General features: G+C 69.9%; 12 protein-coding genes. 11 read left to right on the forward strand and 1 reads right to left on the reverse strand.

Annotation, left to right across the window (positions count from 1 at the left end; translation table 11 throughout):
- Positions 1 to 97: 97 nt before the first annotated feature.
- From KZ829_RS35275 to KZ829_RS35290, 4 genes are all read left to right on the forward strand, one after another.
- Positions 98 to 1,381, forward strand: coding sequence for an ABC transporter substrate-binding protein (locus tag KZ829_RS35275; RefSeq protein WP_220148171.1), 1,284 nt, complete (start codon positions 98 to 100; stop codon positions 1,379 to 1,381).
- A 70-nt stretch (positions 1,382 to 1,451) separates the two neighbouring features.
- Positions 1,452 to 2,432 carry a carbohydrate ABC transporter permease gene (locus KZ829_RS35280; RefSeq protein ID WP_183216680.1) on the forward strand — a complete coding sequence of 327 codons (981 nt, stop codon included), beginning with the start codon at positions 1,452 to 1,454 and terminating at the stop codon, positions 2,430 to 2,432.
- Positions 2,429 to 3,283: a carbohydrate ABC transporter permease gene (locus KZ829_RS35285; RefSeq protein ID WP_220148172.1), complete on the forward strand. Its 855-nt coding sequence runs from the start codon at positions 2,429 to 2,431 to the stop codon at positions 3,281 to 3,283. The genes KZ829_RS35280 and KZ829_RS35285 overlap by 4 nt, the downstream gene beginning before the upstream one ends.
- A 253-nt stretch (positions 3,284 to 3,536) precedes the next feature.
- The gene (locus tag KZ829_RS35290) at positions 3,537 to 4,460 is read left to right on the forward strand and encodes a hypothetical protein (RefSeq protein ID WP_220148173.1); all 924 of its coding nucleotides are present in this window, start codon (positions 3,537 to 3,539) and stop codon (positions 4,458 to 4,460) included.
- Positions 4,461 to 4,739: 279 nt separating this feature from the next.
- On the opposite strand, the gene ilvD is transcribed toward KZ829_RS35290, so the two are convergent.
- Positions 4,740 to 6,584 (reverse strand): dihydroxy-acid dehydratase, encoded by a 1,845-nt coding sequence (gene ilvD, locus KZ829_RS35295; RefSeq protein WP_220148174.1) that lies wholly within the window; start codon positions 6,582 to 6,584, stop codon positions 4,740 to 4,742.
- Positions 6,585 to 6,685: 101 nt separating this feature from the next.
- Between ilvD and KZ829_RS35300 the strand changes: the two genes are divergently transcribed.
- The 7 genes from KZ829_RS35300 to KZ829_RS35330 all read left to right on the forward strand — a co-directional run bounded on the left by KZ829_RS35300 (position 6,686) and on the right by KZ829_RS35330 (position 16,857).
- Positions 6,686 to 9,040: a putative bifunctional diguanylate cyclase/phosphodiesterase gene (locus KZ829_RS35300; protein WP_308285794.1), complete on the forward strand. Its 2,355-nt coding sequence runs from the start codon at positions 6,686 to 6,688 to the stop codon at positions 9,038 to 9,040.
- Positions 9,041 to 9,183: 143 nt separating this feature from the next.
- Positions 9,184 to 11,013 carry an acetolactate synthase large subunit gene (locus tag KZ829_RS35305; protein ID WP_220148175.1) on the forward strand — a complete coding sequence of 610 codons (1,830 nt, stop codon included), beginning with the start codon at positions 9,184 to 9,186 and terminating at the stop codon, positions 11,011 to 11,013.
- Positions 11,014 to 11,101: 88 nt separating this feature from the next.
- A complete protein-coding gene (ilvN, locus tag KZ829_RS35310) occupies positions 11,102 to 11,620 on the forward strand; it encodes an acetolactate synthase small subunit (protein ID WP_183216670.1) in 519 nt (172 codons plus the stop codon).
- A gap of 71 nt (positions 11,621 to 11,691) precedes the next feature.
- Positions 11,692 to 12,705, forward strand: coding sequence for a ketol-acid reductoisomerase (gene ilvC / locus KZ829_RS35315; protein ID WP_183216668.1), 1,014 nt, complete (start codon positions 11,692 to 11,694; stop codon positions 12,703 to 12,705).
- Between the two features lie 58 nt (positions 12,706 to 12,763).
- Positions 12,764 to 14,332, forward strand: a complete 1,569-nt coding sequence (gene serA, locus KZ829_RS35320) for a phosphoglycerate dehydrogenase (RefSeq protein ID WP_220148176.1) — start codon at positions 12,764 to 12,766, stop codon at positions 14,330 to 14,332.
- A gap of 278 nt (positions 14,333 to 14,610) precedes the next feature.
- A complete protein-coding gene (locus KZ829_RS35325; protein ID WP_220148188.1) occupies positions 14,611 to 15,636 on the forward strand; it encodes a 3-isopropylmalate dehydrogenase in 1,026 nt (341 codons plus the stop codon).
- Positions 15,637 to 15,759: 123 nt separating this feature from the next.
- Positions 15,760 to 16,857, forward strand: a complete 1,098-nt coding sequence (locus KZ829_RS35330; RefSeq protein ID WP_220148177.1) for a branched-chain amino acid aminotransferase — start codon at positions 15,760 to 15,762, stop codon at positions 16,855 to 16,857.
- Positions 16,858 to 16,986 lie beyond the last annotated feature (129 nt).

Genomic DNA, 16,986 nt, shown 5'->3' on the forward strand with positions numbered 1-16,986 from the left:
CGCGCCCGTAACGCGGTATTGACATGGCTGAAAGCCGGGCTTACGGTTCCCCAACTTACCCGGTTCAGTGATGCGCATCTCCTTGCGGAGGAATGACATGGAACGTTTCGGACGTCGCGCCGCGCGCGTAGGGGCCGCCGGCCTCGCCGCCGCGCTGGCCATCGCCGGTTGCAGTGGCCAGGCGCTGGAGGGCAACGACTCCAGCACCGAAGGCGGCCAGGTCACCCTGAAGGTCAACTTCTGGGGTGACATGGGCCTGGATCAGCTCAAGGCCAAGTACGAGGCCGACCACCCCAACGTGAAGATCGTCCTGAACTCGGGCGAGTACAACGCCCAGCACGAGGACCTCCAGAAGAAGCTGGTCGCCGGCTCCGGCGCCCCGGACATCTCGGCCGTCGACGAGGGCTTCATCGTTCAGTTCCGCAGCCAGGCGGACCAGTTCGTGAACCTCAACGACAAGGGCGCGAGCAGCTTCGAGTCGAAGTACCTGCCGTGGAAGTGGCAGGCCTCGCAGTCCGCCGACGGCAAGCAGATCGGTCTCGGCACCGACGTCGGCGGTCTGGCCATGTGCTACCGCACCGACCTGTTCAAGGCCGCCGGCCTGCCCACCGAGCGGGACAAGGTCTCCGAGCTCTGGGGCACCTGGGACCAGTTCATCGAGACCGGCAAGACCTACACCGCGAAGACCGGCAAGAAGTTCGTCGACTCGGCGACCAACCTGTTCAACCCGGTCCTCTCGCAGCAGCCGGTCGGCTTCTACGACCCGCAGGAGACACTCCAGATGGAGGGCGGCCCGAAGGCCGGCTTCGACGTCGCCATGAAGGCGATCGACGCCGGGCTCTCGGCCAACCTGGCCAGCTTCCAGCCGAACTGGGACCAGGGCTTCACCAAGGACCAGTTCGCCGTCCTCGCCTGCCCGGCGTGGATGCTCGGCCACATCCAGAAGACCGCGCCGAACCAGGCCGGCAAGTGGGACATCGCCGCGATCCCGGGTGGTGGCGGCAACTGGGGCGGCTCCTGGTGGACCATCCCGAAGCAGGGCAAGAACGTCGACGAGGCGTACAAGTTCGTCGAGTGGCTGGTGCAGCCGGAGCAGCAGATCGAGGTCTTCAAGAAGGTCGGCAACCTGCCCTCGCAGCCGGAGTTGTACAAGAACAAGGAGATCCTGGACTTCAAGAAGGAGTTCTTCTCCAACGCCCCGACCGGCCAGATCTTCGCCACCACCGCGGAGAACCTGAAGCCGCAGTACCTGGGCAAGAAGAACGGCCCGACCCGGGTCGCCGTGGAGAACGTGATCAACCGGGTGCAGCAGGGCCAGCTGAAGTCGGCCGACGCCTGGGCTGAGGCGGTCAAGGAAGCCGAGAAGGCCTCCAAGTCCTGATCCGAACCCTTCCGGTACGGCGGGGCGGCCCTGAGGCCGTCCCGCCGTCCGGCCCGTTAGAGGAGTTGTCGTGTCGCTCACCGACGTCCGCCTGACGCGGTCCGAGGAGCCGAAGCACGCGCCCCCGCCGCGCGCGAAGTTCTGGCTCTACCGCTTCGACACCAAGACCGTGCCCTACCTGCTGATCGCGCCGTTCTTCATCCTGTTCGCGATCTTCGGACTGTTCCCGATCATCTTCAACGGCGTGGTGGCGCTGCGCCACTGGCGCCTGGACGACCCGACGCTCACCGGCTGGGCCGGCATGGAGAACTTCACCAAGCTGGCGAGCGACACCGATTTCTGGGACGCTCTGGTCAACACGTTCGGCATCTTCATCCTCTCCACCGTTCCGCAGCTGCTCATCGCGCTGATGCTGGCGAACCTGCTGAACCGCAAGCTGCGCGGCGCCACGTTCTGGCGGATCGGCGTCCTCCTGCCGTACGTCACCCCGGTGGCCGCGTCGACCCTGGTCTTCGCGGTCTTCTTCAGCCGCGACTACGGCATGGCCAACTGGCTGCTGTCGCTGGTGGGCTTCGGCGAGGAGCAGCCGCTCGACTGGCGGGCCACCACCTGGAGCAGCTGGATCGCCATCGCCACCATGGTCAACTGGAAGTGGATCGGCTACAACGCGCTGCTCTACCTGTCCGCCATGCAGGCCATCCCGAAGGACGTCTACGAGGCGGCGGCCGTCGACGGCGCCGGCCCGTGGCGTCAGCTCTGGCGGATCACGGTGCCGATGATCCAGCCGGTCGTGCTGTTCACCGTCATCCTCTCCACCATCGGCGGGCTCCAGCTCTTCAACGAGCCGATGCTCTTCGACGAGAACCCGGCACTGGCCAACGGCGGTTACGACCACCAGTGGCGGACCATCGCGCAGCTGATCTACAAGGTCGGCTGGCGTGACCTCAACCTCGGGTACGCGGCCGCGATGAGCTGGGCGCTGTTCCTCATCATCCTGATCGTGGCCGCGATCAACGCGCTGGCCACCCGGCGCCTGGGAGGCGGAAAGTGAGCACCCGCCTGTTGAGCCGCGCGCCCCAGGACACCCCGGGCACCTGGAAGTCCTACCTCGGGCTGTTCACCATCCTGCTGGTCTCGGCGTTCCCGGTGTACTGGATGTTCGTCATCGCGACGAGCACCGACGACGCCGTCATGAAGTCGCCGCCGTCGGTGATCCCCGGTGACCAGCTGATGGTCAACCTGCGCGAGGTCTTCACCCTCCAGGACGTCTACTTCACCGCCTCACTGATCAACAGCCTGATCGTGTCCCTCGCGGTGACCGCGTCGACGCTGTTCTTCTGCTCGCTGGCCGGCTTCGCCTTCGCCAAGCTGCGCTTCAAGGGCAACAACGTCCTGATGTTCGTCGTCATCCTGACGCTGACCGTGCCGAACCAGCTCGGCGTGGTCGCCCTCTACATCCTGATGGGCAAGCTGGGCTGGAACGGTCAGCTGATCGCGGTCATCGCGCCCGGCCTGGTCAGCGCGTTCGGCGTCTTCTACATGCGCCAGTTCATCGGGCACGCGATCCCGGACGAGCTGGTCGAGGCCGCCCGGATCGACGGTGCGCTCACCCTGCGGATCTACTGGACCGTCGTGGTCCCGGCGATCCGGCCGGCCCTCGCCGTGCTGGGTCTGCTCACCTTCGTGGCCACCTGGAACGACTTCCAGTGGCCGCTGATCACGCTGAACGGCACCGACTTCCCCACCTCGATGGTGGCCCTGTCGGACCTGGCCAGCGGCAACTACGTGATCTACCGCCGGGTGCTGGCCGGTGCCTTCGTCGCCACGGTCCCGCTGATCGTCCTGCTGCTCATCGGCGGCCGTCAGCTGGTCCGCGGCATCATGGAGGGCGCTCTCAAGTAGCGCCTTCCACGATCAGGTGGGTCGAGGCCCGTCCATCGCTTCCGGTGGGCGGGCCTCACCCTTTCTTTCAGACGACGGGGGTACGACCGAAGCACCGTTCCCGCCTCTGGCGTGTCGTTGCCTTCGATGCCTACCCTGAGGCCCCGTCGGAGACCCGGGATCGCAGAGAGGCCGACCGGCGATGGCACAGTCGAAGAAACGTCCCCGCACCCGTCATCTGACCAGCCCCGAGACCGTCCCGAGGCAGCACCCGATGTCCACACCGGATGTTTCGCCGGCTCCGCCGCCGGTGGCCGAGACCCGTGACCAGGACGGCCGGATCAGCTCCCGGGAGCTGGTGGCGGTCGGTTCCAGCCTGCTCCTGCTGCTGTTCCTCATCAAGATCTACGGGGTCGCGCGGTATTCGCTGACCACCACGACCGCCCTGCTCGCCGCGACTCCGGTGCAGGTGGCGCTCGGCACGGTGACCATCTATGCGTACTACATCCTGCCCGCGATCGCCCTGGGCACGATCTGGTTCGCGATCCGCTACCGTGCCCGGGTCCAGCCCGCCCTCTGGCCACTGATCCTGATCGTGGCCGCGGTGACCGCCCTGGCCTCGCCGTACTCGTACCTGCGCCGTTGCCTGGCCGTGGTCCTCACCGCGCTCTGCGTGGAGCTGGTGATCCGCCATTTCCGCCACCGATGGGCCCGCTCCAGCGACGAGCGGCTGATCAAACGCGGACACACGCTGACCGGTTGGCAGGGGCTGTCGGTCGTCTACCTGGGCGCTGCCGCGCTGGCGTTCCAGTTCATGAACAGCCTCGACGCGCCGTGGGTGTCCGCACAGGCCTTCCTGATCAACGGCACCGCCGTGACCTCCACGCAGGACCTGGGCGACGGCGTCAACGATCTCCAGGTGCGCCCGGAGAGCCGGTTCATCGGCTACCCGATCGCCGAGACCGAGGAGTGGCTGACCGTCCTGCACGCCGACACCCGGTATGTCATGCGCATCCCGCAGTCCGCCGTCGACACCCGGCTGACCTGCCACAACGAGTTCGACCAGCTAGCCGGTGACCAGCCGCTCGTGGAGAAGCTGAAGGGCCACACCTACAGCTCACCCAACCTCGACTGCCGCAAGGTGCTGGAGTACCTGGGCCGCAAACAACCCGGCCAGCCCCTCCCCACCTGGAACTGACCCACCCACCCCACCCACGGAACACCCACCCCACCCACGGAACACCCACCCCACCCCTACGGCGGTGCACTCAGCGTCCCCCGCAAAACGCCGCCGGTGTCGAGGCAAGTGATTTGCCGACGCAGCGGGGTGTGCTGCGGCGGGCACACGCCAGCCTCGACACCGGGTACAAGGCGTTTTGCCGCGGAGCGAAGCGGAGCCATCAGGCCCAGTTTTGCCGCGGAGCGAAGCGGAGCCATCAGGCACAGCTTGCCGCGGAGCGAAGCGGAGCAATCAGGCTCAGGGGACCTTGCGGTAGGCGCCGTCGCTGGCGCTGGTCGCCATCGAGGCGTAGGCGCGCAGCGCCGCCGAGACCGGGCGCTGCCGATCGACCGGCGTGTAGGGCCGAGGCCGCCGCTCCTGCTCGTGGCGGCGCTGGGCCAGGACGTCGTCGTGCACGTTGAGCGTGATGCTGCGGCCCGGGATGTCGATGGTGATCTCGTCGCCGGTCTCGACCAGCGCGATCAGGCCGCCGCCCGCCGCCTCGGGGGAGACGTGGCCGATGGACAGCCCGGAGGTGCCGCCGGAGAACCGGCCGTCGGTGATCAGCGCGCACGCCTTGCCCAGCCCTCGGCCCTTCAGGAACGAGGTGGGGTAGAGCATCTCCTGCATGCCGGGGCCGCCGCGGGGGCCTTCGTACCGGATGATCACGACGTCGCCCTCGACCACCTCCTTGCCGAGGATGCCGGCGACCGCGTCGTCCTGGGACTCGTAGACCCGGGCCGGGCCGGTGAACTTCCAGATCGACTCGTCGACGCCGGCGGTCTTGACGACGCAGCCGTCCGGGGCGAGGTTGCCGAAGAGGATGGCCAGGCCGCCGTCGACGGTGTAGGCGTGCTCGACCGACCGGATGCAGCCGCTCTCCGCGTCGGTGTCGAGCGTCGCCCACCGGTTCCGCGTGCTGAACGGCTCGGTGGTGCGGACTCCGCCGGGCGCGGCGTGGAACAGCTCCAGCGCCTGCTCGGTGGGTGATTCACCCCGAATATCCCAATCGGAAAGCCAGGTGGAGAGGTCCGGCGAGTGCACGGCGCGGACGTTCTCCTTCAAGGAGCCGCCGCGGTGCAACTCACCGAGCAGGGCGGGGATGCCGCCGGCGCGGTGCACGTCCTCCATGTGGTACTTCGGGCTGTTCGGCGCGACCTTCGACAGGCAGGGCACCCGGCGCGAGATGGCGTCGATGTCGGAGACGCTGAAGTCGAGGTCGGCCTCGCGGGCCGCGGCCAGCAGGTGCAGGATCGTGTTGGTCGACCCGCCCATCGCCACGTCGAGGGCCACCGCGTTCTCGAAGGCGTCCCGGTTGGCGATCGAGCGCGGCAGCACCGACTCGTCGTCGTTCTCGTAGAACTCCTTGGCGATCTGCACGATCAGCCGGCCGGCCTCGGTGAACAGGGCCTTGCGAGAGGCGTGTGTCGCCAGCGTCGAGCCGTTGCCGGGCAGCGACAGGCCGATGGCCTCGGTCAGGCAGTTCATCGAGTTGGCGGTGAACATGCCGGAGCAGGAGCCGCAGGTCGGGCAGGCGGACCGCTCGATCGTGTCGAGCTGCTCCTCGGTCACGTTGTCGTTGGCGGCCGCGCTCATCGCGTCGACCAGGTCGAGCTTCTCGTGCACGATGCCCTCGATGGCGACCGTCTTGCCGGCCTCCATCGGGCCGCCGGAGACGAAGACCGTCGGGATGTTCAGCCGCAGGGCGGCGATCAGCATGCCGGGGGTGATCTTGTCGCAGTTCGAGATGCAGACCAGGGCGTCGGCGCAGTGCGCGTTCACCATGTACTCCACGGCGTCGGCGATCAGCTCGCGACTGGGCAGCGAGTAGAGCATGCCGCCGTGACCCATGGCGATGCCGTCGTCCACCGCGATGGTGTTGAACTCGCGCCCGACGCCACCGGCCGCCGCGATCGACTCGGCGACCAGGCCACCGAGGTCCTTGAGGTGGACATGACCCGGTACGAACTGGGTGTAACTGTTGGCGATCGCGACGATCGGCTTGCCGAAGTCGTCGTCGGTCATGCCGGTGGCGCGCCACAGGGCGCGCGCGCCGGCCATGGTGCGACCGTGGGTCGAGGTCCGGGAGCGCAGCTCAGGCATCCCCCAATAGTGCCACCGGCCAGGCCCGGAACCACCTACGCCGTCCACAGCGCGGGACGCCGGGGGTGTCGGAATCGAAGAAGATCGGGCACAGTGTGTCCGTGCACTCACCGTCCGGTATGGATCTGGCGGGACTCGTGGGCCTGCTGGTCGCCGTCCCGGCGGTCGCCTACCTGGCCCGTTCCGGCCACCGGCACACCGGCGCTGCCCGGCGGGCGCACCTGCTGCTCGCCGCCGGTGGCGCGCTGGTCACCGCCGCGGCGCTGGCCGGGCTGGTCACCGCGCTGATCACCGGCCACCACCACTCTCCCGGGCACGCCCAGGCACTGGCCACGGCGGTGGCCGCCGGCACCGCGATCGGCGTGGTCGCCCTGCTGGCCGGGACGGTGGCGCTGCCCGGCGCCGCCCGGGGCCCGGCCGCGGCGCTCCGGCAGGTGCTGGACGGGCTGGTCATCGCGGCCGCCATCTGGTTCGTCGGCTGGGTGCTGATCAGCCGGCCGACCCGGATCCTGGGCGACGCGACGCCGTACCGGTGTCCCGCGATCGTGGTCCCGGCCGTCCTGGTGGTGCTCTCCCTCGGCCTGACCGCGGTCCTGGCGCTGCACGCCCACCGGCCGCGGCGGCACACCGTCCGGGTGTCGGCCGGTGTCGGCCTGGTGGCCGTCGCGGCGAATGTGCTGGCCGCCGGGATCTGCCGGGGCAACGACGGTCTCACGCTGGCCAGCGGCCTGTTGCTGACCGCCGGGCTGACCGTGGTGGCCTGGGCGGTGCGAGCCGCCGACCGGCCGGTCCAGGTGACCGGTGACGTGCTGGAGCGCGGCGGGGCGTATGCGGTGTTCCCGATGCTGGCCCTGCTCAGCGCGCTCGGCCACCACCTGGCCATGGGCGGGACTCTGGACGCGGCCGGCTACTTCGGCGCCGCCGTGGTGGGCCTGGCCCTGGTCGCCCGGCAGTACCTTGCGCTCGACGACGTCCGCCGCTACACGCTGCGGCTGCGGCAGAGCGAGGCGCACTTCCGTGAGCTGGCGCACACCGACCCGCTGACCGGCCTGGCCAACCGGCGTGGCCTCCAGCGGGCGCTGCGCTCCTCCACCGGGGCGGCCGCGCTCATCGGCATCGACATGGACGGCTTCAAGACCGTCAACGACATGCGCGGCCACGACGTCGGCGACGCGGTGCTGGCCGAGGTGGGCGCCCGGCTGCGGCGCAACCTGCTGGCCGGCGACGTGGCGGCCCGCCTCGGCGGCGACGAGTTCGCGGTGCTGATGCGCGGCGACGCCGACGAGGCGGTGCTGGCGGCACACCGGCTGCTCGCGGTGCTCGGGGAGCCGTACGAGGTGGACGGCGGCTCGATCTTCCTGTCCGCGAGCCTGGGCGTGGCCGCCACCGGCGAGCTGCTGCACGACGCCGACCTGGCCCTGCGCTACGCCAAGCAGCGCGGCAAGAACCGGGTCGAGCGCTACCAGGCGGGGTACGACGAGGTGCTGCGCCGCCGCGGCACGCTCACCGGCGAACTGCGGCACGCCATCGACCGTGGTCAGCTGAGCCTGGTCTTCCAGCCGGTGGTGGCGCTGCCGTCGATGCGCCCGGTCGGCGCCGAGGCGCTGCTCCGCTGGACCCATCCGGACCTGGGCCGGGTGCCGCCGGTCGAGTTCATCCCGGTGGCCGAGGAGGCCGGGCTGATCAACCGGATCGGCGCCTGGGTGCTGGAGGAGGCGTGCAAGCAGCTCGCCGAGTGGCGGGCCAAGGGGCACGACGTCTGGCTGTCGGTGAACCTGTCGCCCAAGGAGCTGCACAACTCCGACTACGCCGCCCAGGTCGCGGACGTGCTGGCGGAGTACGGCGTCCCGCCGCAGCGCCTGGTCCTGGAGGTGACCGAGCACGCCGTCGCCACCGACATGGAGGAGCTGGTCCGCCGCCTGGCCGAGCTGCGCAAGACCGGGGTGCGGATCGCGCTGGACGACTTCGGCGCCGGCTACTCGTCGCTGGGCCAGCTGCGGACCCTCCCGGTGGACATCCTGAAGATCGACCACGCGCTGGTGGCGGAGCCGGAGTCGCGCACCGGCACGGCCGCCCCGCTGGTCGACGTGGTGGTCCGGCTCGGGCACCGGCTGGGCCTGGAGGTGCTGGCCGAGGGGATCGGCACGAAGGACCAGCGGAGGATCGTCGAGGAGGCCGGCTGCCGGCTCGGGCAGGGCTCGCTGTTCGGCTGGGGCGTGCCGGCCGAGCACTTCGAGTCCCGGCTGCGGACCCTGCGCCCGGCCGGGCCGCGCCCGCTGCCGACGCCCCGGGCGACCCCGCCCAATGACGCGCCGGCCCGCAGTCAGGTGGTCCGGCTCGGCCCTGGAATGCGGCAGGTCAGAGCGCTGCTGCCGAGTGATCCGGATTTCGTCACCACCCGTGGTGATCAAAATGTGGGATCAGTTGACTCAGGCCGTGAGATGGGGCAAGGTTAGCCGCATGTGCTTCGCGTCCCGAGTACTTATCTGAGCGCACTGTCCTCGAGTGAGGAGAGTGCGCTAGGTCCCGTGCATCCGCACGAGGGCCTTTTTTGTTGCTCAAGTACCGGTGCGACCAACCCGAAAAGGTCTGAACTGCCATGACGAGACCCACTCCTGAATCCCTCGCCCACCGAGTCACTCCGGCCACCGTCGCGGCGGCCGTGAACACCGCTTCCACCACTGTGGCCCCGGTAGCCACCACCGGTGCCGGCGCGCTCGTCCGGTCGCTCGAGGCCCTCGGGGTAGAGGTCGCGTTCGGCATCCCCGGCGGAGCGATCCTGCCGGCGTACGACCCGCTGTTCGACTCGAAGGTGCGGCACATCCTGGTCCGCCACGAGCAGGGCGCCGGCCACGCCGCCACCGGGTACGCGCAGGCCACCGGCAAGGTCGGCGTCTGCATCGCGACCAGTGGCCCGGGCGCCACCAACCTGGTCACGCCGATCGCCGACGCGTACATGGACTCGGTCCCGATCGTCGCGATCACCGGGCAGGTCGGCCGGCCCTACATCGGGACGGACGCCTTCCAGGAGGCGGACATCCAGGGCATCACCCTGCCGATCACCAAGCACAACTTCCTGGTGCAGAACGCCGAGGAACTGCCCCGGATCCTGGCCGAGGCGTTCCACCTGGCGGCCACCGGCCGGCCCGGCCCGGTCCTGGTGGACATCCCGAAGGACGTGCTCCAGTCGCAGACCACCTTCCAGTGGCCGCCCGCGCTGGACCTGCCCGGCTACCGGCCGACCCTGCACCCGCACGGCAAGCAGATCCGTGAGGCGGCGCGGCTGATCGCCGCGGCGAAGCGCCCGGTGCTGTACGTGGGCGGCGGCGTGCACAAGGCCGGCGCCACCGACGGGCTGCGCAAGCTGGCCGAGCTGACCGGCATCCCGGTGGTCACCACGCTGATGGGCATCGGCGCGTTCCCCGACTCGCACCCGCAGCACCTGGGCATGCCCGGCATGCACGGCACGGTCCCGGCGGTGTACGCCATGCAGAAGGCGGACCTGCTGGTCACCCTGGGCGCCCGCTTCGACGACCGGGTCACCGGTCAGCTGGACTCGTTCGCCCCGGACGCCAAGATCGTGCACGCCGACATCGACCCGGCCGAGATCGGCAAGAACCGGCACGCGGACGTCCCGATCGTCGGCGACGCGCGGCACGTGATCGACGAGCTGATCGCGGCGGTCTCCTCCACGGCCGGCGGCGCCGATCAGTACGGGGCCTGGTGGTCGACCCTGAACGACATCCGTGAGCGCTACCCGCTGGGCTACGAGGAGCCGACCGACGGCACCCTGGCCCCGCAGTACGTGATCGAGCGGCTCGGCGAGATCGTCGGCCCGGACGCGATCTACTGCGCCGGCGTGGGTCAGCACCAGATGTGGGCGTCCCAGTTCATCAAGTACGAGAAGCCGGGCACCTGGCTGAACTCGGGCGGCGCCGGGACCATGGGCTACGCGGTCCCGGCCGCGATGGGCGCCAAGGTGGCGCAGCCGGGCACCACGGTGTGGGCGATCGACGGCGACGGCTGCTTCCAGATGACCAACCAGGAACTGGCCACCTGCGCTCTGGAGGGCATCCCGATCAAGGTCGCCGTGATCAACAACGGCAACCTGGGCATGGTCCGGCAGTGGCAGACGCTGTTCTACGACGGCCGCTACTCGAACACCGAGCTGGGCACGCACAAGCACCGGATCCCGGACTTCGTGAAGCTGGCCGAGGCGCTCGGCTGCGTCGGCCTGCGCTGCGAGTCGAAGGACGACGTCGACAAGGTCATCAAGCAGGCCATGGAGATCAACGACGCCCCGGTGGTCATCGACTTCACGGTCGGCAAGGACGCCATGGTGTGGCCGATGGTCGCGGCCGGCACCAGCAACGACGAGATCATGTTCGCCCGGGACGTGCGTCCCACCTTCGATGAGGACGACCTTTAGTCATGACCAACTGCACCGAGCGGCACCCAGCCGCAGCTGACAACGGCCTCGCAGGCGAGGGCCGGGCGGGCATGACCAAGGAGGCACAGTGACGAACAAGCACACGCTCAGCGTGCTGGTCGAGAACAAGCCCGGTGTGCTGGCCCGGGTCAGCGGGTTGTTCTCCCGGCGCAGCTTCAACATCGACTCCCTTGCGGTCGGCGAGACGGAGAACCCGGACGTCAGCCGCATCACGATCGTGGTCGACGCCGAGTCGTCCCCGCTGGAGCAGGTCACCAAACAGCTCAACAAGCTGGTGAACGTCCTGAAGATCGTGGAGCTGGACCCGGCCCAGTCGGTCCAGCGCGAGCTCCTGCTGGTCAAGGTGCGTGCCGACCGGGCGCAGCGCAGCCAGGTGCTCGAGACCGTCGAACTGTTCCGGGCGCGAGTGATCGACGTCGCTCCGGACACCCTGACGATCGAGGCCACCGGTAATCCCGACAAACTGGATGCGTTGCTGCGCGATCTCGAGCCGTACGGCATCAAGGAGATGGTCCAGTCGGGCCTCGTGGCCATCGGCCGCGGATCCCGCTCCATCACCACGGGCCCCGCGCTCCGCGCCGCCTAGTTCTCCCCGTCCGACCGCCCCACCCACCGCCCTAAGCCGGACTAAAGGCTCAACATTCAAAGAGGAAAGTCATGACCGCGGAAGTGTTCTACGACGGCGACGCCGACCTGTCGATCATCCAGGGCAAGAAGGTCGCCGTGATCGGTTACGGCAGCCAGGGTCACGCCCACTCGCTGTCGCTGCGCGACTCCGGCGTCGAGGTCGTGGTGGGTCTGCAGGAGGGCTCGAAGAGCCGCCCGAAGGCCGAGGAGCAGGGGCTCACCGTGAAGACCCCGGCCGAGGCCGCCGCCTGGGCCGACGTGATCATGGTGCTCGCGCCGGACACCGCGCAGCGCAAGATCTACACCGAGTCGATCGAGCCGAACCTGTCCGCGGGCAAGGCGCTCTTCTTCGGCCACGGCCTGAACATCCGTTTCGAGCTGATCAAGCCGCCGGCTGACGTGACCATCGCCATGGTCGCCCCGAAGGGCCCGGGCCACCTGGTCCGCCGTCAGTACGTCGACGGCAAGGGTGTCCCCGCGCTGATCGCCGTCGAGCAGGACCCGACCGGCGAGGGCCAGGCGCTGGCGCTCTCCTACGCGAAGGCGATCGGTGGCACCCGCGCCGGTGTCATCAAGACGACGTTCAAGGAGGAGACCGAGACCGACCTCTTCGGTGAGCAGGCCGTCCTCTGCGGTGGCGCGTCCGCGCTCGTGCAGACCGGTTTCGAGGTGCTGACCGAGGCGGGTTACGCCCCCGAGATCGCCTACTTCGAGTGCCTGCACGAGCTCAAGCTGATCGTCGACCTCATGTACGAGGGCGGCATCGCCCGCCAGCGCTACAGCGTCTCGGACACCGCCGAGTTCGGTGACTACGTCTCCGGCCCGCGCGTGATCAACGCGTCGGTCAAGGAGGAGATGAAGAAGATCCTCGCCGACATCCAGTCCGGCGAGTTCACCCGCCGCCTGATCGCGGACGACGACGCCGGCGCGCCGGAGCTCAAGAAGTTCCGCGAGGAGGCCGCCAAGCACCCGATCGAGATCACCGGTGCGAAGCTGCGCGGCATGATGAGCTGGGTGGACCGGCCGATCACCGAGACCGCCTGATTCATTCACGATTGAAGGCCCGGCCGGATTACCGGCCGGGCCTTTAGTATCGAAGCCCATGAGTCCCGTAGTGCTCGTCACCGAGGAACTGGCAGCGGCCGCACTCGACGTGCTGGCTGAGGATTTCGAGGTCAGGCACGTCGACGGGACAGATCGGGCGGCGTTGACGGAAGCCCTTGCCGACGCCGACGCGGTGATCATCCGGAGTGCTACCCGCATCGACGCGCCGGTCCTGGCCGCAGGGCAGCGGTTGAGAGTCGTCGCCCGCGCCGGGGTCGGCCTGGACAACGTCGACGTCCCGGCCGCCACCGCCCGCGGGGTTCTCGTCGTCAACGCGCCCACCAGCAACATCGTCTCCGCCGCCGAGCAGGCCGTGGCGCTTCTGCTGGCGGTGGCCCGGCACACCGCCGCGGCGAGCGCCGCGCTCAAGGCGGGCGCCTGGCGGCGCTCCGCGTACACCGGCGTCGAGGTGCAGGGCAAGACCGTCGGGGTGGTCGGGCTGGGCCGGATCGGCGTCCTCTTCGCGCAGCGCATGGCCGCCTTCGGGGTACGCCTGGTCGCGTACGACCCGTACGTGCAGCCGGCCCGTGCCGCCCAGCTCGGGGTCCGGCTCGTCACCCTGGAGGAGCTGCTCCGGGAGAGTGACTTCGTCTCGGTGCACCTTCCCCGTACCCCGGAGACCGTGGGTTTGATCGGGGAGAAGGAACTGGCGCTGGTCAAACCGGGGGTGCGGATCGTCAACGCGGCCCGGGGTGGGCTGGTCGACGAGCGGGCGCTGGCCGAGGCCCTCGCCGACGGGCGGGTGGCCGGCGCCGGGCTGGACGTGTTCGAGACCGAGCCGCTCACCGAGTCGCCGCTGTTCACTCTGGACAACGTGGTGGCCACCCCGCATCTGGGCGCGTCGACCGTGGAGGCGCAGGACAAGGCCGGCCTCGCGGTGGCCCGCAGCGTACGCCTGGCGCTGCGCGGCGAGTTCGTCCCGGACGCCGTCAACGTCCGCGCCGGAGGGCCGGTCGACGAGGACGTCCGCCCGCTGCTGCCGCTCGCCGAGCGGCTGGGCCGGGTGCTCACCGCGGTGGCCGGTCACCTGCCCGAACGGGTGACCGTCGAGGTGCACGGGGCGGCCGCCGGGCACGATGTCACGGTCCTGGAACTGGCCGTGCTCAAGGGGCTGTTCGCGCCGGTGGTGAACGAGCCGGTGACGTACGTGAACGCGCCGCACCTGGCCGCCGAGCGCGGCGTCACGGTGGAGACGGCGGCCGTCGAGGAGCCGGGCGACCTGATCCGGGTCCGCGGCGGGCTGCCGGACGGGCGCACGGTGAGCGTCGCCGGCCGGGCCGTCGCCACGCTCGTCGAGGTGGACGATTTCGACCTGGACCTGCCGCTGGGCGGGGTGCTGCTGTTCTTCCGCTACACCGACCGGCCCGGCGTGGTCGGCCGGATCGGCACCACCCTGGGCCGGGCCGGGGTGAACATCGCGGCCATGCGGGTCTCCCGCCGCGCGGCCGGCGGCGAGGCGCTGATGACCCTCACCGTGGACTCGTCGGTGGAGCCGGATCTGCTGGGCCGGGTGGCCGCCGAGATCGGCGCGTCCCGTGCCGCGGTGGTCGACCTCCGTACCGAGTGAGTAAGCCCGACACGCGGGGCGCGCGGCTTGCGCGTCATTAGTCCGCATCGCTAGCGTTGGTCCCAGCCGCGCGTCTCGATCGGGCCCGTCTTCGGGTGACGTCGCCCGTCCCGGGGCGAGCGGTGTGTATCCCGGCGGGACTTCTCGTCGCCACAGCCCCCTGACCGTTTGCCGCGGCCAGGGGGCTGTTCGCTTGGTGGGACTCCCGTTCCGTGTTTCGGGACGGGCGAGTAGCCTGGCCGAGGGTTGACCAGACGTGTTGGGAGATTGACGTGAGCGTGGCGCGGATCGCGGTTGTCGGCGGCGACGGCATCGGCACTGAGGTGACCGCGCAGGCCCGCAAGGTCATCGATGCCGTTCTCCCCGGCGTCGACTACAACGAGTACGACCTCGGCGCCCGCCTCTACCACCGCACCGGCGAGGTCCTGCCCCAGGCGGTCCAGGACGAGCTGGCCGGCCACGACGCCATCCTGCTGGGCGCCATCGGCGACCCGAGCGTCCCGCCGGGCATCCTGGAGCGCGGCCTGCTGCTGAGGCTCCGCTTCGACTTCGACCAGTATGTGAACCTTCGCCCCAGCAAGCTGTGGCCGGGCACCACCAGCCCGCTCTCCGGCGTCAAGGCCGGCGAGATCGACATGGTCGTGGTCCGTGAGGGCACCGAGGGCCTCTACGTCGGCGCCGGCGGCGTTCTGCACAAGAACACCCCCGCCGAGATCGCCACCGAGGAGAGCCTGAACACGCGGCACGGCGTCGAGCGGGTCATCCGCGACGCGTTCGCCCGCGCCCAGCGCCGCGACCGCCGCCACGTCACCCTGGTGCACAAGACCAACGTGCTGACCCACGCCGGCAACCTGTGGTCCCGGGCCTTCGCCGCCGTCGCCGCGGAGTTCCCCGAGGTCACCACGGAGTACCAGCACATCGACGCCGCCAGCATGTTCATGGTGAGCAACCCGCAGCGGTTCGACGTGGTGGTGACCGACAACCTCTTCGGTGACATCCTCACCGACATCGCCGCTGCCGTGACCGGCGGCATCGGCATGGCGGCCAGCGGCTCCGTCAACCCGGAGCGGAAGTACCCGTCGACGTTCGAGCCCGTGCACGGTTCCGCGCCGGACATCGCCGGCAAGGGCATCGCCGACCCGGCGGCCGCCATTCTGTCCGCCGCCCTGCTGGTGGAGCACCTGGGCAAGCTCGACGAGGCCCGGCGAGTAACCGAGGCGGTCGCGGCCGAGGTCGCGTCCCGTGCTCCGGGCGCGCCGCTGCGTACCGCCGAGGTCGGCGACCGGGTCGCCTCCGCCCTCTGAGCGGGCTTCACCCGTCACGTCACCCGCGGCCGTTGTGTTAACGGCCGTTCGGGGTAAATTCATGGGGCACTACGGGTGCCCCCGCATGCTTGTATTCTTCTGTGGAAAGCAGGTCAATTCGCCATGACTGGTGATGACAACCTCAATTTCGAAATCCGTCCGAATTCGGCACCCGTGAGCGACGCCGATCGCGTCGCCCTGCTGTCGAACCCCGGCTTCGGCCGCATCTTCACCGACCACATGGTCACCGTGCGCTACGCCGACGGTAAGGGGTGGTATGAACCCCGCGTCGAGGCTCGCGCGCCGATCCCGATGGACCCGGCCAGCGCCGTGCTGCACTACGCCCAGGAGATCTTCGAGGGTCTGAAGGCGTACACGCTGCCCGACGGCGGTGTCGCGATGTTCCGCCCGGACGCCAACGCCAACCGGTTCAACCTGTCCGCCCAGCGGATGGCCATGCCGGCCCTGCCGGTCGAGACGTTCCTCCAGTCGCTGCACGAGATCATCCGGATCGACCGCGGCTGGATCCCCGAGGACCCGGAGGGCAGCCTCTACCTGCGCCCGTTCGCCTACGCGAGCGAGGTCTTCCTCGGCGTCCGCCCCGCCACCGAATACCTCTACCTGGTCATCGCCTCCCCGGTCGGACCGTACTTCTCCGGCGGCGTCAAGCCGGTGACGATCTGGGTGTCGCCCGACTTCACCCGGGCCGCCCCCGGAGGCACCGGCGCGGCCAAGTGCGGCGGCAACTACGCGGCCGGCCTCTCGGCGCAGGCCGAAGCCGCCGAACACGGCTGCGACCAGGTCGTCTACCTCGATGCGGTGCAGCGGAAGTACATCGACGAGCTGGGCGGCATGAACGTCTTCCTGGTCCTCGACGACGGCACCCTGGTCACCCCGCCGCTGACCGGCACCATCCTTCCCGGCATCACCCGCGACTCGGTGATCAAGCTGGCCCAGCGGGCCGGCCGCCGCGTCGAGGAACGCCCGATCAGCCTCGACGAGTGGCGCGAGGGCGCCGCCTCCGGCCGGGTCCGTGAGGCCTTCGCCTGTGGCACCGCCGCGGTGATCACCCCGATCGGCACGATCCGCGGCGAGGACGGCGACTTCACCGTCGCCGACGGCGGCCCCGGCGAGGTCACCATGGGCATCCGCAAGCAGCTCGTGGAGATCCAGCGCGGCCTCGCCGAAGACCCCTTCGGCTGGGTCCACCGCGTCCTCTGACCCCTTTCCGGTACGGGTGTGCCGGCGATCAACCGCAACCACCCGAACCGCCGGCTCCACGCGGCGGGGGGGGGCCCCCCCGCCCCCCCCCCCCCCCCCCCCGCGCGCCACCCCCCACCCCAGACCACC

Origin of the sequence: Actinoplanes hulinensis (assembly GCF_019429605.1) — a bacterium.
In the GTDB taxonomy this organism is placed as follows: Bacteria; Actinomycetota; Actinomycetes; order Mycobacteriales; family Micromonosporaceae; genus Actinoplanes; species Actinoplanes campanulatus.